Annotated in this window: 20 protein-coding genes; 7 read left to right on the forward strand and 13 right to left on the reverse strand. The window is 69.1% G+C overall.

All coding sequences use genetic code 11. From position 1 onward, the window contains the following. Positions 1–21 precede the first annotated feature (21 nt). Complete coding sequence (locus K6T50_RS04075; RefSeq protein WP_222608132.1) at positions 22–735, forward strand: helix-turn-helix domain-containing protein; 714 nt, start codon at positions 22–24, stop codon at positions 733–735. A gap of 60 nt (positions 736–795) precedes the next feature. On the opposite strand, the gene K6T50_RS04080 is transcribed toward K6T50_RS04075, so the two are convergent. From K6T50_RS04080 to K6T50_RS04100, 5 genes are all read right to left on the reverse strand, one after another. Continuing rightward, a complete protein-coding gene (locus K6T50_RS04080) occupies positions 796–1,542 on the reverse strand; it encodes a branched-chain amino acid ABC transporter ATP-binding protein (protein WP_222608133.1) in 747 nt (248 codons plus the stop codon). Further along, the gene (locus tag K6T50_RS04085) at positions 1,539–2,288 is read right to left on the reverse strand and encodes an ABC transporter ATP-binding protein (protein ID WP_222608134.1); all 750 of its coding nucleotides are present in this window, start codon (positions 2,286–2,288) and stop codon (positions 1,539–1,541) included. The genes K6T50_RS04080 and K6T50_RS04085 overlap by 4 nt, the downstream gene beginning before the upstream one ends. 3 nt (positions 2,289–2,291) lie before the next feature. Continuing rightward, entirely contained in the window at positions 2,292–3,497 is a 1,206-nt protein-coding gene (locus K6T50_RS04090; RefSeq protein WP_225935369.1) for a branched-chain amino acid ABC transporter permease, read from the reverse strand. Continuing rightward, on the reverse strand, positions 3,494–4,435 hold the full coding sequence (locus K6T50_RS04095; protein WP_222608135.1) for a branched-chain amino acid ABC transporter permease: 942 nt from the start codon (positions 4,433–4,435) through the stop codon (positions 3,494–3,496). Before K6T50_RS04095 ends, K6T50_RS04090 begins: the two co-directional genes overlap by 4 nt. Positions 4,436–4,502: 67 nt before the next feature. Then, the gene (locus K6T50_RS04100; protein WP_225935370.1) at positions 4,503–5,840 is read right to left on the reverse strand and encodes an ABC transporter substrate-binding protein; all 1,338 of its coding nucleotides are present in this window, start codon (positions 5,838–5,840) and stop codon (positions 4,503–4,505) included. Between the two features lie 161 nt (positions 5,841–6,001). Between K6T50_RS04100 and K6T50_RS04105 the strand changes: the two genes are divergently transcribed. Next, complete coding sequence (locus K6T50_RS04105) at positions 6,002–6,151, forward strand: hypothetical protein (RefSeq protein ID WP_222608136.1); 150 nt, start codon at positions 6,002–6,004, stop codon at positions 6,149–6,151. On the opposite strand, the gene K6T50_RS04110 is transcribed toward K6T50_RS04105, so the two are convergent. Further along, positions 6,148–8,160: an AMP-binding protein gene (locus tag K6T50_RS04110; protein WP_222608137.1), complete on the reverse strand. Its 2,013-nt coding sequence runs from the start codon at positions 8,158–8,160 to the stop codon at positions 6,148–6,150. The genes K6T50_RS04105 and K6T50_RS04110 overlap by 4 nt on opposite strands. A 135-nt stretch (positions 8,161–8,295) precedes the next feature. On the opposite strand from K6T50_RS04110, the gene K6T50_RS04115 reads away from it, so the two are divergent. The 3 genes from K6T50_RS04115 (at position 8,296) to K6T50_RS04125 (ending at position 11,252) form a co-directional block, all read left to right on the forward strand. After that, positions 8,296–9,681 (forward strand): short-chain fatty acid transporter, encoded by a 1,386-nt coding sequence (locus tag K6T50_RS04115; RefSeq protein ID WP_222608138.1) that lies wholly within the window; start codon positions 8,296–8,298, stop codon positions 9,679–9,681. An 86-nt stretch (positions 9,682–9,767) separates the two neighbouring features. Continuing rightward, a complete protein-coding gene (locus K6T50_RS04120) occupies positions 9,768–10,565 on the forward strand; it encodes an SDR family NAD(P)-dependent oxidoreductase (RefSeq protein ID WP_222608139.1) in 798 nt (265 codons plus the stop codon). A 99-nt stretch (positions 10,566–10,664) separates the two neighbouring features. Then, positions 10,665–11,252, forward strand: a complete 588-nt coding sequence (locus K6T50_RS04125) for a GNAT family N-acetyltransferase (protein ID WP_222608140.1) — start codon at positions 10,665–10,667, stop codon at positions 11,250–11,252. Positions 11,253–11,290: 38 nt separating this feature from the next. On the opposite strand, the gene K6T50_RS04130 is transcribed toward K6T50_RS04125, so the two are convergent. Next, positions 11,291–11,554, reverse strand: a complete 264-nt coding sequence (locus tag K6T50_RS04130) for a DUF8142 family protein (protein ID WP_222608954.1) — start codon at positions 11,552–11,554, stop codon at positions 11,291–11,293. A 50-nt stretch (positions 11,555–11,604) separates the two neighbouring features. Next, complete coding sequence (locus K6T50_RS04135; RefSeq protein WP_222608141.1) at positions 11,605–11,991, reverse strand: DUF7520 family protein; 387 nt, start codon at positions 11,989–11,991, stop codon at positions 11,605–11,607. Between the two features lie 89 nt (positions 11,992–12,080). Here K6T50_RS04135 and cdd point away from each other — a divergent pair, with 89 nt between their 5' ends. Then, positions 12,081–12,521: a cytidine deaminase gene (cdd, locus tag K6T50_RS04140; RefSeq protein WP_222608142.1), complete on the forward strand. Its 441-nt coding sequence runs from the start codon at positions 12,081–12,083 to the stop codon at positions 12,519–12,521. Between the two features lie 206 nt (positions 12,522–12,727). Here the strand turns inward: cdd and sod are convergent, their stop codons facing one another. Continuing rightward, positions 12,728–13,327 carry a superoxide dismutase gene (gene sod, locus K6T50_RS04145; RefSeq protein WP_222608143.1) on the reverse strand — a complete coding sequence of 200 codons (600 nt, stop codon included), beginning with the start codon at positions 13,325–13,327 and terminating at the stop codon, positions 12,728–12,730. An 85-nt stretch (positions 13,328–13,412) separates the two neighbouring features. Further along, positions 13,413–14,189, reverse strand: coding sequence for a pirin family protein (locus K6T50_RS04150; protein ID WP_222608144.1), 777 nt, complete (start codon positions 14,187–14,189; stop codon positions 13,413–13,415). A gap of 210 nt (positions 14,190–14,399) precedes the next feature. On the opposite strand from K6T50_RS04150, the gene K6T50_RS04155 reads away from it, so the two are divergent. Continuing rightward, the gene (locus tag K6T50_RS04155; protein WP_222608145.1) at positions 14,400–15,020 is read left to right on the forward strand and encodes a hypothetical protein; all 621 of its coding nucleotides are present in this window, start codon (positions 14,400–14,402) and stop codon (positions 15,018–15,020) included. Between the two features lie 19 nt (positions 15,021–15,039). Here the strand turns inward: K6T50_RS04155 and K6T50_RS04160 are convergent, their stop codons facing one another. The 3 genes from K6T50_RS04160 to K6T50_RS04170 all read right to left on the reverse strand — a co-directional run bounded on the left by K6T50_RS04160 (position 15,040) and on the right by K6T50_RS04170 (position 18,417). Next, the gene (locus tag K6T50_RS04160) at positions 15,040–16,185 is read right to left on the reverse strand and encodes an ABC transporter ATP-binding protein (protein ID WP_222608146.1); all 1,146 of its coding nucleotides are present in this window, start codon (positions 16,183–16,185) and stop codon (positions 15,040–15,042) included. Between the two features lie 247 nt (positions 16,186–16,432). Continuing rightward, on the reverse strand, positions 16,433–17,347 hold the full coding sequence (locus tag K6T50_RS04165; RefSeq protein ID WP_222608821.1) for a carbohydrate ABC transporter permease: 915 nt from the start codon (positions 17,345–17,347) through the stop codon (positions 16,433–16,435). 53 nt (positions 17,348–17,400) lie between these two features. Then, the gene (locus tag K6T50_RS04170) at positions 17,401–18,417 is read right to left on the reverse strand and encodes a carbohydrate ABC transporter permease (RefSeq protein ID WP_222608147.1); all 1,017 of its coding nucleotides are present in this window, start codon (positions 18,415–18,417) and stop codon (positions 17,401–17,403) included. Between the last annotated feature and the right edge of the window lie 8 nt (positions 18,418–18,425).

Here is an 18,425-nt window from a genome sequence, read left to right on the forward strand (position 1 = left end):
GGCCTTCGCGAGGTGTGCTAAATGATATCACTGCAGATGGACATGGTCCAGTACGACTGTCCGTACATCGACACGACCGTCGAGCACGACGTGTCCTTCTCCGCCAAGCAGTGGGACTTCAACACCGCCAGGGAGCTGTTGGAAACCAGGATCATGGTGAGAGGGGCCGACCGGGGGGCGCTCGATAACGCGCTCACGACCCTCGGAACGCACGACAACATGCGCGGCTACGACCTGATCAAGCGGGAGGGGGAGGTGGCGCTGATCCGCTCGCGGATCGGACAGACCGACGCGATGCGGGTGATCCGGGACCGGGACGGCTACATCACCGGGCCGTTCGAGATCGCCGACGGCAGCGAGACGTGGCACGTCGGCTTCGACCGCCAGTCGACGGCCGACGGGGCGCTCTCGGCGCTGTCGAGGAACAACGACTTCTCCGTCGAGTCGCGCGACTCGATGGACCTGGAGGAGTACTCCGACCTCATGCGGAACGTCGGGGCCGCGACGACACTGCTGAACGCGTGTCGGGACCTATCGGCCGTCGAACGGGAGACGCTTCGGACGGCCGTCTCGGACGGCTACTTTACGACCCCGAGGGACGCGACGCTGTCGACGCTCGCCGAGGAGTTCGACGTCTCGAAGATGGCCGTCTCGAAGAACCTCCGTCGCGGCCAACGGAAGCTCCTCGGGCGGGTGACGGAGGCCATGGACGACCTCGACGCCGAGGACGCGTGAATACCTCGCCCCGCCTCGGGATCGGGTGAGGGGGAACGGACGACGAAACCTGACCGACGGTTACTCGCGGCCGCTGCCCTGCATCAGCTTCGTCAGCTCCTCGTCTCCGACGATCGCTCCCGGCTCGCCGCTGGCGACGATCTCGCCGCGTTCGATGACCGCGAGTTCGTCGACGATCTCGGGGACGTGCGTCGCGTTCGACTCCGCGATCAACACCGCGATCCCGCGGTCGTTGATGTCTCTGATGTACCCCTTCAGCTTCTCGACGACGACCGGGGCCAGTCCCTCCAGGGGCTCGTCGAGGATGAGCAGGTCGGGGCGGAGCGCGAGCGCCCGCCCGATCGCGACCATCTTCGCCTGGCCGCCGCTGAGGTTCTCGACCTTCGCATCGCGCCTGTCGTCGAGCTCGTCGAGCAGGTCGTACACCTCCTCGACGACGGCGTCCTCGTCGTCGATGCCGCGTGCGTCGCCGGCCGACCAGATCGGGAGCCGGAAGTTCTCGTCGACGGACATCCCGGAGAACAGCTTCCGGTCCTCGGGCTGATAGCCGATCCCGCGCTTCGGGACGAGTTCCGGCCGGATCTCCGTCAACTCTTCGCCGCGGAACCGAACGGAACCGGATAGCACCTCGGTCAGTCCCATGATCCCACGGAAGGTCGTCGTCTTGCCGGCGCCGTTGCGGCCGACGAGCCCGATCGCTTCGCCGCGGTCGACCTCGAGAGAGACGCCCTCGGTCACCGGGAACCCCTCGACTGCGGCCTCAAGTCCCTCCACCGAGAGGAGCGGCTCGGCGTCGTCGTCGCTCATTCCTCCACCCCCAACAGTACCCGCCGGAGCCGGTCATCGGTCTCCAGGATCGAGGGGCCTCCCTCGCCGAGGACGCCGCCTCGGTGGAGCGCGATCACGCGGTCGGCGTACGCGCTGACGATGTCCATGTCGTGTTCGATCGCGACGGTCGTGACCCCCTCGGCCTCGCCGACCTCGACGATCGTCTCGATGACGTGTTCGGTCTCCTCGGCGGAGACCCCCGCGGTCGGCTCGTCGAGGAGCAGGTACTTCGGATCGAGCCCGAACGACATCGCGACGTCGAGCAGCTTCCGGTCCCCGTGCGGGAGCGTCTCGGCGACCTCGTGCTCGCGGTCCCGAAGCCTGAAGCGGTCGAGCAGGTCGTCGACCGCGGACTCGACCTCCTCGTGTTCGTCGCTGAAACTGAACGCGCTCCGGGTCTTGCCCCGTTCCGAGAGCACCGCCGTCCGGAGGTTCTCGCGGACGGTCATCTCCTCGAAGACGTGGACGACCTGGAAGCTCCGGACGAGCCCCTCGTGGACCCGCTCGTCGGGCCGGAGTCCGCCGATGTCGGTTCCGTCGAGGACGACGCTGCCCGAGTCCGGGGAGAGCAGCCCCGTCAGGAGGTTCACCAGCGTCGTCTTCCCAGCGCCGTTCGGGCCGACGATGAACACCATCTCGCCGTCCTCGCGGCCGAACTCCACGGTGACGTCGTCCGTCGCGACCAGCTTTCCGAATCGTTTGGTTAGGTTGCGTGCTTCGAGCATCGGTCAGTTCACCCCGAACAGGAGGATCCGCAGGTTCTCTCCCGCGCGATACGCGGCTGCGACGGCGGCGTCTCCAGCCCCCCGAAGCCACGTCCCGGCAAGCGACGGGTCCGCCGCGAGCCGCCCGAGGCGCTCGCGGAACGGGCTCCCGCGCTTCAGCGACCCGACGATGCCGCGCGGGAAGCCGAACACGAGCGCGACGAGCACGACGCCGGTCAGGGCGTCGAAGTAGCTCGTCACGTCGCGGCCCACGTCCTGCAGGAACACGAGGACGATGCCGCCGACGAGCGGCCCGACGAGCGTCTGGAACCCGCCGAGGATCGCCATGAACAGGATGTCGCCCGAGCGCAGGAAATACAGCGTCGACTCCGGCCGGACGTGCTGTTGGACGAGCCCGTACATGCCGCCGGCGAGCCCGCCGTACACCCCCGAGAGGACGAACGCGGCGAACACGTACCGCCGGACCGGGATCCCGATGAACCGCGCGCGTGTCCGGTTCTGCCCGATGGCGTCGAGCGCGTTGCCGAACGGGGAGTTGATCACCCGCCACATCACGAGCAGCCCGACCACCACGACCAGCACGGTCAGGTAGTAGACGATGACGCTGTACGCCTCCGAGCCGAACTCGACGCCGAACAGCAGCGCCTGGTTCGCCTCGCCGGGACGCACCGAGAGCCCGTCGCTGGAGCCGAAGTACCCCTGCCCGATGACGACCGCGTACAGCAACTGGCCGAACGCGAGCGTCAGCAGCGAGAAGTACAGTCCGGTGTGGCGAAGCGAGAGGTAGCCGACGACGCCGGCCATCAGCGTCCCGAACAGGGTCGCCCCCGCCAGCAACAGCAGCATGCTGGTCACGTCGAAGTGAGTCGCCAGTATCGCTGCGGCGTACGCGCCGGTCCCGAAGAAGGCCGCGTGGCCGAACGAGACGAGCCGCGTGTGTCGCAACAGGAGGTTCAGCCCGACCGCCGCCAGCCCGAACAGGGCGCCCTGATGGACGACCTGAAGCTGCAGTAGCGGCGACAGCGTCGCGAGGTCGGGCACCGCGACGAACAGGATCACACCGAGCAGTCCGAGCGCCGCCCGCCGCGGCGGCAGCTCCAGCCCGCGCGTGACGCGGACGTACCGATCCCCGTCGCGGGTGACGATCCCGGGGAGCCGTCCCTCGCGGGACGCTGACCCGCCGTCCGCAGCGGTTCCGTCGTCGCTCACGCCGTCTCACCCCAGGTTCCGAACAGTCCGTCGGGCTTGACGAGCAGGACGAGGATCATGATCGCGAACGGCGCCGCAAGCTCCGCGGGCGGGTACTGCCAGACGGCCCACCGGCTGAGGACGCCGACGAGCAACGCGGCGACGAACGCCCCGCGGAGGCTGCCCAGCCCGCCGATGACGATGACGACGAACGACAGCACCAGCGGGTTCGCCCCCATGGCGAGGTTCGCGGTGCTCTGCGGGAGCGCGATGGCGCCGGCGAAGCCGGCGAGGAACGCGCCGAGCGCGAACACCAGCGTGAACGTCCGGTCGGTGCTGACGCCGATGGCGGTCGCCATCTCCCGGTCGATCGCGGTCGCGCGGATGAGCCGTCCGGTCTTCGTCCGGTCGAAGAACCAGAACAGCCCCGCGACGACGACCGCGCCGACGCCGATGATGACGAGCTTGTATGTCGGGAAGTTGAGGCCGACCAGCTCTGCCACCGGGATCCGGTTGATACCGCTGTAGACGGACTGCACGCGAACCGGCGTCGGCCCCCAGATGAGTTTGTTCAGGTCCTTGATAATCAACAGGAGCCCGAACGTGAACACGAGCTGGTACACCTCGTCGCGGCCGTACAGCCGTCTGAGGAACACCGCCTCTATGGCCGCCCCGAGCGGAACGACCGCGAGCGCGGCGAGCACGGCCGCCCCCAGCGACACCGCGAGGAACAGCGCGAGCCCGCCGGCCCCCGAGGGGGGCGCGATCGCACCCGTGACGTAGCCGAACACGGAGAAGGCGACGTACGCGCCGAACGCGAACAGCTCCCCGTGCGCGAGGTTCAACACGTCGAGGATCCCCAGGATGACGGTCAGCCCCGAGGCGATGAGGAACAGGATAAATCCGTACTGGACCCCGTTGAGCGTGTGGACGAGCAGGTTCGAGAGGTCTACTGGCATGTGTTGTCGTGTGGTGGTCGCGTGCTGCGGTCGTGGACGCGCGTCCCCGCTGCGACCGTCGTTCGGGTCACCAACTGTTCACCCACTCCTCGGCGGTCGTTCCCTCCGGCGGCGACACCTCCTGGGGCGCGTAGGCGTTCACGTCCGACAGCACCGCGGCGCCGACGTCCTCGGACCACTCCATGCGCCCGGAGAAGGCGTTCGACTTCCCCTGATGGCCCGTCCCCATGACGTGGTAGCCGGCGGGCGTGTAGAACCCGTGGCCCTCCAGCGAGCGCGCGATCTGGTCCTGACTCGGCCAGCCGCCGATGACGTCGACCAGCTTCGCGGTCGCGGTCGCCCACGCGGTGACGGCGCCGTACCCGCTCATGAAGTGGGCCGTCGGGACGATGTCCCACTCCTCGCGCGCATCCGAGAAGGTGTCCCCGTTGGGCGCCCAGCGCGAACGGTTCGGGAAGTCCCAGTACCAGTTGCGCGACCCGGAGACGGCCTCGGCAGCCTCGACGACGTCCCGTTCGAGCTCGTCGACGGCGCTGTAGAGGACGGTGCCGACCAGCTGCGTGTTGTCGAACATGTCGTTGGCCGCCGCCTGGTTCATCATCGTCGTCACGTCGCCGCCCCACTGGCTGGAGAACGTCACGTCCGGCTCGACGTTGTTGATCTCGGTGATGTGGGTCGACATGTCCGTCGCGCCCAGGTCCGGGAACCCCTCGTACACCGACTCGACGCCGCCGTCGACCAGCTTGTTCATCGCGAGCTCGAAGAACTTCCACTCGTCCTGTCCGAACGCGTAGTTCGGGTTGATGCCCGCGATGGTGTCGATGTTCTCCGCGCCGATCCGCGAGACGGCCTCGCGGGCGGCCGTGACACACTCCATGACGTCGTAGTTCTGGAACCGGAACGAGTAGGTCGGGTTGTCGACGGTCTCCTCGTACAGCGTCGTGACGGTTCCGTCGGTGGAGACGTTCACCACGCCCTGCGACTCGACCTCCGGGGCCAACGCCGCGTGCCCGCCGCTGGAGATCGGGCCGAAGGTGACCTCCTTGCCCTCGTCCACGAACTGCGTGTAGTTCTCGATGTGGGCGTCGGCCTCGTGAACGGTCTCCAGCTGCATCTCCCGCCCGGCGATGCCGCCGGCGTCGTTGATCCGCTGCACGGCGAGTTCGGCGCCGTACTGCGCCTGCAGCCCGAGAACCGCGGCGGCTCCCTCGGTGAACGTCTGTAGCCCGGCCTGGATCGGTTCGTCCGGGACGTCCGTGTCGTCGGCCTGGGCCTGGGTCCCGGAGTCACCCAGCAACGTACTACATCCCGCCAACGCGGCCGCAACGGCCGTTCCGCCGGTCGCGGCGAGCATCGTTCGTCGGTTCATTCCCCCGTCTTCGTCCGTCGGTGTGTCCTGAGTCATCCTTCGAAGTCCCCGTGACGAGCCCGACGCTGGCGCGCGACCGCACCGCTTCCCGGCGTCGCGACGGCACTTACTGTCACGATCGATGACGACGGTGCCGACGGCCGAATAACCGGAGGTTGACGTGTAAACGGACGCCGTGTCGGACGGTCGCGGCCGGCATGCTCGCGCACCCCGCAGCGGACGGTGCAGTCGCCCTTCCGACGGACGAGCGATCGGCCGACGCGACGGCCACGATCGTCGCCGCCGGCCGCCTCCCACCGGAAGAACAGGTGATCGAACTCGAGACCGTTCGGCTCTCCTCCCGCTAGCTCGCCTCTTCCAGCGCCTCCAGCGCCTCGGGGTTCTCCATCGACGAGAGGTCGCCGGGGTCCTCGCCCTCGTACACCGACGCGACCGCGCGGCGGATGATCTTCCCCGACTGCGTCTTGGGGAACTCCTCGACGAACAGGATCTCGCGGGGGCGGAACGGCTTGCCGTGCTCCTCGCCGACGAGCGCGCGAAGCCCCTCGCGCAGCTCGTCGTCCGGCTCGACGCCCGGTTCGAGCACGACGTAGGTGACGACGGCCGTGCCGGTCGTCTCGTCGTCGACGCCGACGGCGACCGCCTGGTTGACGGCGTCGTGGTCGATGAGCACGCCCTCGATCTCGGCAGGGCCGACCTTCCGGCCGGCGACGTTGAGCGTGTCGTCGGCGCGGCCGTGGAGGAACCAGAAGCCGTCCTCGTCCTGCTGGGCCCAGTCGCCGTGGTTCCACAGCGGCGGCTCGGTGAACGTCGACCAGTACTCCTCCAGGTAGCGCTCGTCGCCCGACCAGAGGCTCTTCGTCATCGAGGGACAGGAGTCGCGCGCGACGAGGTAGCCGCGCTCGTGGGTGTCGGCGATGCTCTCGCCGGCCTCGTCGACGATGTCGATGTCCATGCCCAGCCCGGGGCCGCCGAGGGTGCACGGCTTCAGCGGCTGGTCCGGCATCGGCATGAGGAAACAGCCGCAGATCTCCGTGCCGCCGGAGATGTTGACGATCGGGATCTCGCCGTTCCCGACGTGCTCGTAGAACCACAGCCACGACTCGGGGTCCCACGGCTCGCCCGTCGACCCGAGGATCCGGAGGCTGGAGAGGTCGTGGCCCTCGACGTGGTCGTCGCCGTGCTTGCGCAGCGCGCGGATCGCCGTCGGCGAGATGCCGAACTGCGTCACGTCGTGGCGGTCGATCGTCTCCCAGAAGCGGTCCGGACCGGGGTGATCGGGCGCCCCTTCGTACATCAGGATCGTCCCGCCGAAGGTGTGGTTGCCGATGAGCGTCCACGGCCCCATCATCCAGCCGATGTCCGACACCCACCAGAACACGTCGTCGGGCTTCTGATCGAACCCGAAGTGGATCTCCTTGGCGCACTGCAGCTGCACGCCCGCGTGGGTGTGGACGATCCCCTTCGGCGTCCCCGTCGTCCCGGAGGAGTACAGCAGCATCGACTCCTGGTCGCTGGGGAGCGACTTCGTCTCGTACTCGGAGGACTGCTTGGCGACAGCGTCCGCCCACCACTCGTCGCGGCCGTCGTCCCACGGGATGTCGATCTCGGACCCCTCGTCGCTGGCGCCCAATCGGTCGTACACGACAACGTCCTCGACGTGGCCGACCTCCTCGATCGCCTCGTCGGCGGTGTCCTTCAGGAGCACCTCGCTGCCACGGCGGTAGAAGCCGTCGCCGGTGAACAGCACCGAGCACTCGGAGTCGTCGATCCGCGTCGCCGTCGCGTCGACGCCGAACCCGGAGAAGATCGGCACCGCGATGGCGCCGACCTTGAAGCAGCCGTAGAGGATGCTCATGACCTCCGGCACCATCGCCATGTAGAGGCCGACGGTGTCGCCGGTTTCGACCCCACGCGACTCCAGATAGTTTGCGACGCGATCGCTCTGCTCGTGGAGGTCGCCGAAGGTCACCTCGCGCACGTCGCCGGGTTCCCCCTCCCAGACGCACGCCACGTCGTCGCGGGCGTCGCCGGCGGCGTGGCGGTCGACGACGTTGTGCGCGACGTTGATCTCGCCGCCGGGGTACCAGTCGGAGAACTGCGGCCCGTCGGTGTCGTCGCGCACCGAGTCGTACTCCTCGTAGAAGTCGATGTCGAGGTACTCGACCAGCTCGTCCCAGAACCAGTCGACGCCCGACGCGGGTTCTCCCTCCAGCTCGGTGGTGGTACGCTCGATCAGCTCCTCGTAGTCGTCGATGCCGTACTCGCGCATGAACGCGCGGACGTTCGTCGCCTCGGCGAACGCCTCCTCGGGCTCGTGGACGATCTCGTCCGTGTCGACCTCCGTCGGGGCCATGTCGTCGGACGGTTCTCCCGTGGGGTAAGTATGTTTGCCGGTGGCTCGCGCCGTCCCGTGTCGGCTCGCGTCGGCGGACGCGTCCGGCGTCCGTCTGACGGGGCTTTATCCGACCCGCTGTGCCTCTCCCGCTGTATGTCAACACGTGGCGGTGGCACGGTCGTACAGCGATTCGGACGCAGGCTGGCGGGGACCGTGGAGCGGTGGATGCCGAGCCCGTTCCTGTTCGCGATCCTGTTGAGCTACGCCGTGTTCCTCGGGGGCGTCCTGTTGGAGGGCGAGGGACCGGCCGCGATGGTGGGCCACTGGTACGGCGGCTTCTGGGCGCTGCTCACCTTCGGGATGCAGATGGTGCTCATCCTCGTGACCGGATACGCCATCGCGTATCACCCGCGCGTGCAGAACCTGATCGGGCGACTCGCCGGGGTGACCGACTCCGGCGCCGGCGCGGTCGTGCTCGTCGGCGTCGTCGCGATGGTCGCCTCGTGGATCCAGTGGGGGATGGGCCTCATCGTCGGCGCCGTCCTCGCCCGCGAGGTCGGCCGCCAGGCGTACCAGCGCGGCGTCAAGGTCCACTACCCCCTGTTGTGTATCGCGGGCTACATGGGCCTCGGGCTGACGTGGCACTGGGGACTGGCCGGGTCGGCGCCGCTGCTCATCAACACGCCCGGGAACGTGTTCATCGAGCAGGGCGTGCTCGACGGGCTCGTGCCCATCTCCCAGACGGTGTTCTCGTCGTACTCGCTCACGCTGACGGTGCTCGCCATCGTCTACGCGTCGCTGGCGCTGTACCTGCTCGCGCCCGACCCCGAGAACGCCGAGGGGATCGACGAGTACGTCGACGAGGCCGAACTGGAGGACTCGGTGGACGCCTCCGGGCCGGACATCGACTCGCCCGCGGACGCCGTCGACCAGAGCCGCCTCGTGGGCGGGCTGATCGCGTTCGCCGGCGTCGCCTTCTCGGTGTGGACGTTCGCGAACGAGGGGCTGAACGCCTTGAACCTCAACGTCGTCAACTTCGCGTTCATGTTCGTCGGCCTGCTGCTGTTCACGCGGCCGCGCGCCTATCAGGAGCAGTTCTACGACGCCGTCACCGCCACCGGCGGCATCATCCTCCAGTTCCCGTTCTACGCGGGGATCATCGGGATGATGAACGGCTCGGGGCTCACCGACACGCTCGCGAACGCGCTCGTGAGCGTCGCGACGCCGACGACGTTCCCCGCCATCGCGTGGATCACCGCCGGCTTCATCAACCTCTTCGTCCCCTCCGGGGGCGGCGAGTGGACGGTCGTCGGCCCGACGGTCGTCGCGGCCGCACAGGAGCTGGGCGTCCCGGTCGGCAAGGCGACGGTCGCGTACGCCGTCGGCGACGCGCACACGAACCTGTTCCAGCCGTTCTGGGCGCTGCCGCTTTTGGGCATCACCGGGATGCGCGCGCGCGACATCTTCGGCTACGGGATGGCGATGCTGCTGCTGCTCATCCCGTTCCTGGCGCTCGCGCTCACGTTCGTTCCGTACTGAAGCGAACTGCACGCGCTCGACTCCCGTCCGTTTTTCGTCGCCGTCCCCGCGGCAAGAGCGAAGTGACATCGGCGAGATCCGCAGGTATGAGCGACGACACAGCCGCCGCCTTCGATCCCGCCACCGCCTTCGATCTCTCCGACCGCGTCGCCGTCGTCACCGGCGGCACCCGCGGCATCGGCCGGGCGATCGCGCTCGGCCTGGCGAACGCCGGCGCCGACGTGGTGCCGACGAGCCGAACGGCGGAGAACGTGGAAGACGCCGTCTCGGCGGTCGAGTCCCGCGGCGTCGACTCGCTGGCGCACCCGACCGACGTGACCGACGCGGACGCGGTGACGGACCTGATGGCGGCCGTCGAGGCCGACCTCGGCGGCCCGGACATCGTCGTCAACAACGCCGGCGTCAGCGTCGACGGCGCGCTCGGCCCGCCGGAGGCGACGACCGAGGACGACACCGAGTTCCTGCTCGACGTGAACCTCCGTGGCGCGTTCCGCTGTGCCCGTGCGGCCGCCGACTCCCTGCGCGCGAGCGACGGCGGGAGCCTGATCAACGTCGCCTCCGTCGCCGGGCTGGTCGGCATCCCGCGCCAGCACCCCTACGTCGCCTCGAAACACGGGCTCGTCGGGATCACGAAGTCGATGGCGCTCGACTGGGCGCCCGAGGTCCGCGTCAACGCCGTCGCGCCCGGCTACGTCCTCACCGACATGACCGCGGGGATCGAGGGGGACGAACAGCTGATGGCGTCCATCCGCGACCGAACCCCCCTCTCGCGGTTCGCGGAGACCGCCGAGATCGCCGGGCCGGTCGTGTTCCTCGCGAGCGACGCCGCAAGCTACGTGACGGGCGCGTGTCTGTCGGTCGACGGCGGCTGGACGGCGCGGTGACGCGACCGAAGCGTACCCCAACACTCCCGTCGCCGCGCCGCACCTGCCGCCGTCGGATCCTCCACAAACGGTAACACACGGGACCGCGTAGCCTCCGGTATGTACGTCCGCGACGCCAAGAACCGGGACGAGGCGTGGCTGCTCGATCACATCGAGGAGATGGGGCTCGACGAGCGGTCGTTCCGGTCGCGCGATTACGTGATCGCGGTCGAGGAGGGGTCGAACACCCGCGCCGGGTTCGGCCGCCTGCGGGTCCACAAGACCGACGACGGCGACTTCGTCGAGTTGACCGGGATCGGCGTCCTCGAGTCCTGGCGCGGGCAGGGGATCGGCGCGCACGTCGTCGAGCGGCTGATCGAGAAGGCCGGCGACCAGGAGTTCGAGGAGGTCTACTGCTTCACGCCGACGGCGACGTACCTCGAACAGTTCGGCTTCGAGACACTCGACGACGACGAGGTCCCCGACGCGCTCGCCGACCGGCTCGAACAGGTCCGCTCCGACGAGGGCGAGGACGCGGCGCCGCTGCGGCTCGATCGCGAGGAGTTCGTGCTGCCCGAGCGGTTCCGCGAGCGGTTCAAGGCCGCCTCCGCCGACGGGGCCGCCGCGGAGCCGGAGGTGACCGAGACCGCCGAGGACTTCGGCATCGACCCCGACGAGGCGACCTACAAATACGACACCGGAGGATAACGGCGGGCCTCAACGGGGATCGGACCCGCTCCCGGCGATCAGGTCCGGCCTTCGAGGAAGTCAGTCGAGAACACGAGGTACGCGAGCACCGAACAGAACAGGATCGGCGGGAGGATCGCGAAGCCCCACAGCGGGTCGATCCCCCAGATCAACAGGAGCACCACGTCCCCCAGGCCGATCGCGAGGAACGGCAGCACCGCGAGGACCGCCCAGAACCGCCCGCGGCCGTCGTCCTCGTCGGCGTCGGGCTCGTCGGGGCCGAACTCGCTCGACTCGCCGCCGTCGCGGGCGCTCGTCGCCATACTCGGAGTGGGTGCCGCGATCACAAAAGGTCCGCGTTCGGCCGCTCGGCCTACCGCACCGCGTCGTCGTCGAACCGCGAGGCGACCGTCACGAGGCCGAACAGCGCGGCAAGCACGACGGCCGACAGCGCCGCGCCGTACACCGCGACGGCCGCCGGGGTTCCCGGGACGGTGACCACGCCGAACATCGCGACCGAACCGACGGCGTTGTTCGCGGCGACGACGTAGCCCGCGGCGGCCGCGAACAGCGTCACGGCCGCGGCCGCGCCGAGGAGGTACGGCCGCCCCGACGCCTCGACGGCGCTCGCTTCCCCCTCGATCAGGATCTCCCGGTCGCCGACTCGGTCGTCGCTGGCTCGGTCGTCGCCGGATCGGTCGTCGCCGGATCGGTCGTCGCCGCCGTCCTCGACGCCGTCGGTGGCCGCTCGGTCGCTCACGGCCGCGCTTGGGTCGCCGGCGTCAAGGCGCTGTCGGGTGCGACGCGCGACGACACACGGTTAAGTACGCGGGGGCGGTCGACTCGGGTATGACGGACGACTCCGGCGACCCCGCCGACGATCCGCTGGTCGCGGCCGCCCGCGACGCCTTCGCCGACGCGTACGTTCCCTACTCCGAGTACCCGGTCGGCGCGGCGCTTCGAACCGCGGACGGCACGGTGTTCGTGGGCTGCAACATCGAGAACGCCAACTACTCCAACTCCCTGCACGCCGAGGAGGTCGCGATCGCGGAGGCGGTGAAGGGGGGCCACACCGAGTTCGACCGCCTCGCGGTCGCCTCCGCCGCCGCCGACGGCGTCACCCCCTGCGGGATGTGCCGCCAGACGCTCGCGGAGTTTTGCGACGCCGACATGGAGGTCGTCTGCGACGAGGGCGACGGCGTCACGACGTACACGCTGGGAGAGCTGCTGCCGGACACGATCAGCCTCGAAACGCTCACCGACGCCGCGGAACGCCGCCGGCAACGGTAGCGCTACGGTCGCGAAGTCGACGACTCGAACGGGTCACGAGCACTGGCGAACGACGGAACCGCGGAGACGAGGTGAGATGAGGCGGGACGGCGGCCGCGACGACGGGCCGTGCCCACGGTCGCGTCGTCGCGTGGCCGGATTCGGGTCGTCCGGACGAGGGATGGGAGTCGTCGCGTCCCGACGGCGGCGCGCCGCTCGAACGCGACTTACTCGAAGAGCTGGACGGCCTGTTCGTAGCGGGTCGAGGGTTCCTCCCAGTCGACGACTTCGAAGAAGGCGCTGATGAAGTCGCCGCGGGCGGGGCCGTAGTCGTAGTAGTAGGAGTGCTCCCACACGTCCAGCGCGAGGATCGGGTGGCCGCCCCAGATCGCACCCTGGTCGTGCTTGTCCACGACCACGTTGCGCAGCTGGTTCGAGAACGTGTCGTACACGAGCAGGGCCCACCCGCTGGCGTTGCCGGCGGCGGCCTCGAACTCGCCCTTCCACGCATCGTAGCTGCCGAAGTCCTCGGCGATCCGGTCGGCGAGCGCGCCCGACGGCTCGTCGCCGCCCTCCGGGGACATGTTCTGCCAGAACAGGTCGTGCAGAATGTGGCCCGAGGAGTTGTGGGTCACGTTCCGAATGGCACCGGGCGAGGAGCCGAACTCGCCAGCCTCGCGGTTCTCCTCGAGCGTTTCTTCAGCCGAGTTCCAGCCGTTGACGTACCCCTGGTGATGGGTGTCGTGATGCCACGTCAGCACCTGCTCGGAAATGTGGGGTTCCAGCGCGTCGTAGTCGTACGGCAACGGATCGAGTTCGTAGCTCATGTGCGTTCCACCGTACGGCCCTCCGGCAAAAGAGCGTTCCCTGAATCCGCTTTACGTAGCTATCCCGACATGAGTTCGCGGGCGCTTACAGCACGTAGGGACCGCGCTGGCGGATCGGCTCGCCGTGCGGTTCGCCGGCGACGCAGACGACGCGGAACGCCGCGTCGTCGCCGGCAGGGGAGGGGTCCGGATCGTCGGGGAGGAACTCCACGGCTCGGCCGCCCTCGACCGGAAGCACGTCGCCGACGCCGAACGCGTCGCCGTCGGCGGTTCCCTCGCCCGCGACCCCGAAGGCGAAGCCCGTCCAGCCCTCGGGGACCGTCCAGGTCCACGCGCCGTCGACGCGGGCGTCGAGGTACTCCAGTTGCGTGTGGAGGTCGATCGGGGAGCCCTCGCCGACGACGGTGGTCACGGTCGCGCCGTCAGCCTCCGCTGTCGGGAGGTCCGCGGCGTCGGCGTCGACGTAGTCCGCGTCGATCTCCTTCCTCTCGCGGGGGAGATTCACCCACAGTTGGAGCCCGTTGCAGGCGCTCCCGTCGGCCGGAAACTCGGAGTGACGGATGCCGCCGCCGGTCGTGATCCGCATGGCGTCGCCCTCGCGGGCGGTGTGTGACACGCCCAGGGAGTCCTCGTGTTCCATCCCGCCCTCGAGCATGTACGAGACGATCTCGAACCCGCGGTGCGGGTGCATCGGGAACCCCGCGTCGGGGTCGATGGAGAACCGCTCGAACAGGACGAACGGGTCGCGGTGGGTCGGGTGCGGCTCCGTGGGGAACGCGCGCGTCGCGTTCACGCCGGTGCCGTGGCGGACCCGCCCGCCGGGTATCGGCCCGGCGCGGTCGGCTCGCTCGGGATCGGTCATCGGCTGGTCGCCTCCATGTCGAGGTCGAGTCGACCGACGGGGATAACGCCCGCGTCGCCGGAAAGTCGCCGCCCGTCGACGATCGAACGTCGGACGCGTCGGGATCCCCCTAAACTGCCGATATCGGTGGGCTACCTGGCACGTACGTGGACTGTGCGCGTCCGAGAGCGAGACCGTTATCCCCGGTGACGCGTAGCTCAGCCCACGAGAATGAGTCGCGACGACCCGATCGCCGCCGCGATCCTGTCGGAGTCGGCGTACGAGCGGACACGATACCGGGAGTTCGGCTGGTTCAATCAGTCGCTCACGCGGAAACTCACGATCCAGAGCTACCTCCTGCACCTGCTCGCCGCGGTGCTCCCGGTGTTGGCGATGCTGCCCGGGGAGATCCGTACGGCGTATCTCGGCGAACCCCTCGCCGACGCCGCGCCGGCGGTCGGCGTCGCGGCTCTCGCGGCCGCCGGCGTCGTCGCCGTCGGCGGCGCCGGACTGATCGCCGTGGCGCTGTTCCTGCTCGCCCGCGGCGACAGCCTCGACGACGAGACCGCGCGGGCCGTGCGCTCCGTCGAGCGCGTCTGTTCGATGACCGGCCTGGTGACCGGCGGGGTCGCGACCCTCGCGGTGTACTCGCTCGCGCTCATTGGGTTCGGGGGGATCGAGGCGGTGCGGGCGTGGACCGCCGCCGGCGGCGGCAACCCGTACGCGCCCACCGGGGTCCACCTCCCGCTCGCGACCGTCGCGGTCGCGGTGTTGGGACTCGGCGTCGGGCTGCGCGTCGCGGCGGCGTACCTCCGGTCGCGCGGCGTCGGCGACCCCGCGCGGGCGTCATAAAAGGGGCGACGACCGGCCGTCAGATCCGCGGTTCGGCGTCGGCGGCGTCCTCCAGCGAGCGGTTGTGCAGCGCGTCGCCGTTGGTCGTGTCGAACAGGTGAACCGCGTCCGACGGGAACCGCGCGACGACCGACTCGCCGGCGTCGATGCGGCGCATCCCGCCCACGGTCGCGACGAACGTGTCGCTCATCTCCTCGTCGAAGCCGAGGTAGACGGCGTTCTCGTTGCCCATCGGCTCGACGACGTCGACAACCGTGTCGAACTCGTCGTCGCCCGCGGAGCCGGCAGACGCGACCTCGACGTCCTCCGGACGGATGCCGAGGGTCACGCCGTCGGCACCCTCGACGGCCTCGCGCATGGCGGCCGTCAGCGGGTACTCGAAGGCGTCGGCGACCAGCCGGTCGCCCTCGACGGTCGCATCGAAGAAGTTCATCGACGGCTCGCCGATGAACCCCGCGACGAAGCGGTTCGCCGGGCGGTGATAACACTCCAGGGGCGTACCGGCCTGCTGAAGCTCGCCGCCGTCGAGGATCGCGATCCGGTCGCCCATCGTCATCGCCTCCGTCTGGTCGTGGGTGACGTAGACGGTCGTGGTGTCGAGGTCCTCCTGGATACGCTGGAGCTCCGTGCGCATCTGCGAGCGGAGCTTGGCGTCGAGGTTCGACAGCGGCTCGTCCATCAGGAACACCTCGGGCTCGCGGACGATCGCCCGTCCGAGCGCGACGCGCTGCTGTTGGCCGCCGGACAGCTCCGACGGCTTGCGGTCGAGCAGGTCCGGGATGTCGAGCAGGTCCGCGGCGTTCTCGACGCGCTCGTCGATCTCCGCGTCGGCCATGTCGGTGGACTCCTCCAGCCCGAAGGCCATGTTCTCCCGGGTGGTCATGTGCGGGTACAGCGCGTACGACTGGAACACCATCGCGATGTCCCGGTCCTGCGGCTTCTGGTCCACGATGGATCGACCGCCGAGACGGATGTCGCCGCTGGTGACCGTCTCCAGCCCGGCGACCATCCGCAGCGTCGTCGACTTCCCGCAGCCGGACGGCCCGACGAGGACGAGGAACTCCCCGTCCTCGATGTCGACCGTCACGTCGTCGACGGCGACGATGTCGGAGCCGTCGTCGTCCGTGAACACCTTCCGTACGTCGTCGAGTTCGAGTTGTGCCATTGTCAGAGTCCCCCGTGTGACCCGCGATCGCGGGTCGGTCGGTCGTGATCGGTCGATCCGACGGCGGCCACCGTCGGTGTTGCGGTCGCGGTGCGCTCCGGCGCCCCGGCGGGCCGGGTGCACGGTCGCGAGGTGACGCGCGGTGTCGCGGCGTTCGGTGCCGCGGTCTCACTGCGTTCGACCGCGCTCGCGGGTCGCTGTGCTCCCCGCTCGCTTCGAGGCACTCGCTCCGCTCGTGCCTCGCACCTCACGTCGCCACCCCCTCGGCGAACTCCTCGCCGAACATGATGTACACGATGAGCGTCGGCAGCGCGGCGATGAACGCCCCGGCCATCCGGAGCGCGAAGTCCTGTCCCTCCATCGACTCCCCGAGCCCCGCGAGGATGAGCACGACCGGGGCGGCCGGGCTCGACTCGGTGGACACGAGGATGAGCGCGAACAGGAGGTCGTTCCAGATCTGCGTGAACTGGTAGATGAGCACGACCGCGAACATCGGCGTCGAGATCGGGAAGACGATCCGACGGTACACCCGACGGAACGTCGCGCCGTCGAGGCGCGCGGCCTCGATCATCTCCTCGCTCACGTTCCGGTAGTACGACCGGAACAGCACCATGCAGATCGGGATGCCGTACGCGACGTGGGTGATCGTCAGCTCGACCAGCCCGACGTACGACTGCGGAACCCCGAGCAGCCACAGCGGCGTCAACAGCTCCGCAAGCGGCATCGCGCCCCAGAACTGCGAGAGGGGCACGAGCACCGCCTGGTACGGGATGAAGATCCCGGCGACGAGCATCGCCAACACCGGCGCCTTGTAGCGGGCCCGCCAGTCGGCCTGCGTCAGGCCGTAGGCGGCGAAGCTGCCCAGCAGCGCGGAGATGACCGTCGCGGGCACCGCATACAGCGCGCTGTTGACCATGCCGCGGCCCAGCGCCGCCAGCGCGGTCTGCCACTTCTCCAGGGTGAAGAACCGCGGCGGCGGCGGCGCGAACGGCAGCGTCGAGCTGACCCCGCCGGGGTTCGTCTTGAACGCGGTGACGAGCCCGGATTCGATCGGCGTCAGGAAGAACACCGTCATGCCGACGATCGCGGCGTACAGCGCCACGCGGTAGCCGTCGACCCCCGCGAGGTCGTCGCGGATCCGGTCGGCGACGCCGTCGGTCATGTCGGCCGCGTCCGTCGAGTCCGTCGAGTCCGGTTCGTCGAGTTGTGCGTCGCTCATAGGTTCCCCTGCTTGTACTCGTAGTAGAGGTACGGGCCGATGATCGACAGCGCCATCAGGAAGAGGATGATCGCGATCGCCGACGCGTACGCCCAGTTGTTCGTGCTGTACGCCTCGCGCACCATCTTGGTCGCGAGGATGTCCGCCCCGTTGGGCGGCCGGTAGCCGCTGACCAGCGAGTACAGGAAGTCGAACGCCTTCAGCGCGAACACCATCAGGACGATGGCGGCGCTGATCGTCGACCCCTTGAGCTGCGGGATGATGACCCGCCAGTACATCTTCAGCGTCGACGCGCCGTCGACGCGGGCGGCCTCGTAGTGTTCGGTCGGGATCGCGCGCAGTCCGGCGAGGTACACGACCATCGTGTACCCCGAGAACTGCCACACGAGCGCGAACACCACCGCCCACAGGACGAGCGAGGAGTTCCCGATCCAGGAGATCGGGCCGATCCCCACCGTTCCGAGGGCGATGTTGACGACGCCGTTGTTGTAGTTGTACATCCACAGCCAGAACTGCGCCGTCACGACGAACGAGAGGCTCATCGGCAACAGGTAGATCGTCCGGAACGTGTTCTCGAACCGGATGTTCCGGTCGATGAGGATCGCCAGCACCAGCCCCACGGCGAGGGCGACGGTGGTGAACGCGACGACCAACAGGAAGGTGTTGACCGTCGCGTCGATGACGCCCGAGTCGTTGGCCGCCCGGACGTACATCTCGAAGTCGAGATCGGAGTAGTCCGGGCCGACGAACCCCTCGTAGTCCGTCAGCGAGATGACGAAGTTCCACGCGATGGCGCCGTAGACGAACAGCCCGACGAGCAGGAACGGCGGCAGCCAGAACGGCGCGGACTCGGTGAAGTCCTCGCCGAACCGCTCGTTGAGCCGGTCGACGACCCCGCCGGCCTCGCCCGTGGCGGTGCCGCCGTCGGTCACGACCGTGTCGTCACTCTCCCCGGTGGCGCCGAACACGGCGTGCCGGAGCCTGGATCGAGTCCTCGAAAGAAAGTCGCGCATGTGCTGCG

The sequence above is a fragment of the Halobaculum magnesiiphilum genome, assembly GCF_019823105.1.
Taxonomy (GTDB): Archaea; Halobacteriota; Halobacteria; order Halobacteriales; family Haloferacaceae; genus Halobaculum; species Halobaculum magnesiiphilum.

Bases quoted from the DNA above. Each gene is read 5' to 3' on its own strand.
- K6T50_RS04165 (WP_222608821.1), bottom strand. From the start codon at position 17,347: ATGACCGACGGCGTCGCCGACCGGATCCGCGACGACCTCGCGGGGGTC.
- K6T50_RS04100 (WP_225935370.1), bottom strand. From the start codon at position 5,840: ATGACTCAGGACACACCGACGGACGAAGACGGGGGAATGAACCGACGA.
- K6T50_RS04075 (WP_222608132.1), top strand. From the start codon at position 22: ATGATATCACTGCAGATGGACATGGTCCAGTACGACTGTCCGTACATC.
- K6T50_RS04085 (WP_222608134.1), bottom strand. From the start codon at position 2,288: ATGCTCGAAGCACGCAACCTAACCAAACGATTCGGAAAGCTGGTCGCG.
- K6T50_RS04115 (WP_222608138.1), top strand. From the start codon at position 8,296: ATGTCAACACGTGGCGGTGGCACGGTCGTACAGCGATTCGGACGCAGG.
- K6T50_RS04170 (WP_222608147.1), bottom strand. From the start codon at position 18,417: ATGCGCGACTTTCTTTCGAGGACTCGATCCAGGCTCCGGCACGCCGTG.
- K6T50_RS04130 (WP_222608954.1), bottom strand. From the start codon at position 11,554: ATGGCGACGAGCGCCCGCGACGGCGGCGAGTCGAGCGAGTTCGGCCCC.
- K6T50_RS04155 (WP_222608145.1), top strand. From the start codon at position 14,400: ATGAGTCGCGACGACCCGATCGCCGCCGCGATCCTGTCGGAGTCGGCG.
- K6T50_RS04095 (WP_222608135.1), bottom strand. From the start codon at position 4,435: ATGCCAGTAGACCTCTCGAACCTGCTCGTCCACACGCTCAACGGGGTC.
- sod (WP_222608143.1), bottom strand. From the start codon at position 13,327: ATGAGCTACGAACTCGATCCGTTGCCGTACGACTACGACGCGCTGGAA.
- K6T50_RS04080 (WP_222608133.1), bottom strand. From the start codon at position 1,542: ATGAGCGACGACGACGCCGAGCCGCTCCTCTCGGTGGAGGGACTTGAG.
- K6T50_RS04120 (WP_222608139.1), top strand. From the start codon at position 9,768: ATGAGCGACGACACAGCCGCCGCCTTCGATCCCGCCACCGCCTTCGAT.
- K6T50_RS04125 (WP_222608140.1), top strand. From the start codon at position 10,665: ATGTACGTCCGCGACGCCAAGAACCGGGACGAGGCGTGGCTGCTCGAT.
- K6T50_RS04105 (WP_222608136.1), top strand. From the start codon at position 6,002: ATGCTCGCGCACCCCGCAGCGGACGGTGCAGTCGCCCTTCCGACGGAC.
- K6T50_RS04150 (WP_222608144.1), bottom strand. From the start codon at position 14,189: ATGACCGATCCCGAGCGAGCCGACCGCGCCGGGCCGATACCCGGCGGG.
- K6T50_RS04110 (WP_222608137.1), bottom strand. From the start codon at position 8,160: ATGGCCCCGACGGAGGTCGACACGGACGAGATCGTCCACGAGCCCGAG.
- K6T50_RS04160 (WP_222608146.1), bottom strand. From the start codon at position 16,185: ATGGCACAACTCGAACTCGACGACGTACGGAAGGTGTTCACGGACGAC.
- cdd (WP_222608142.1), top strand. From the start codon at position 12,081: ATGACGGACGACTCCGGCGACCCCGCCGACGATCCGCTGGTCGCGGCC.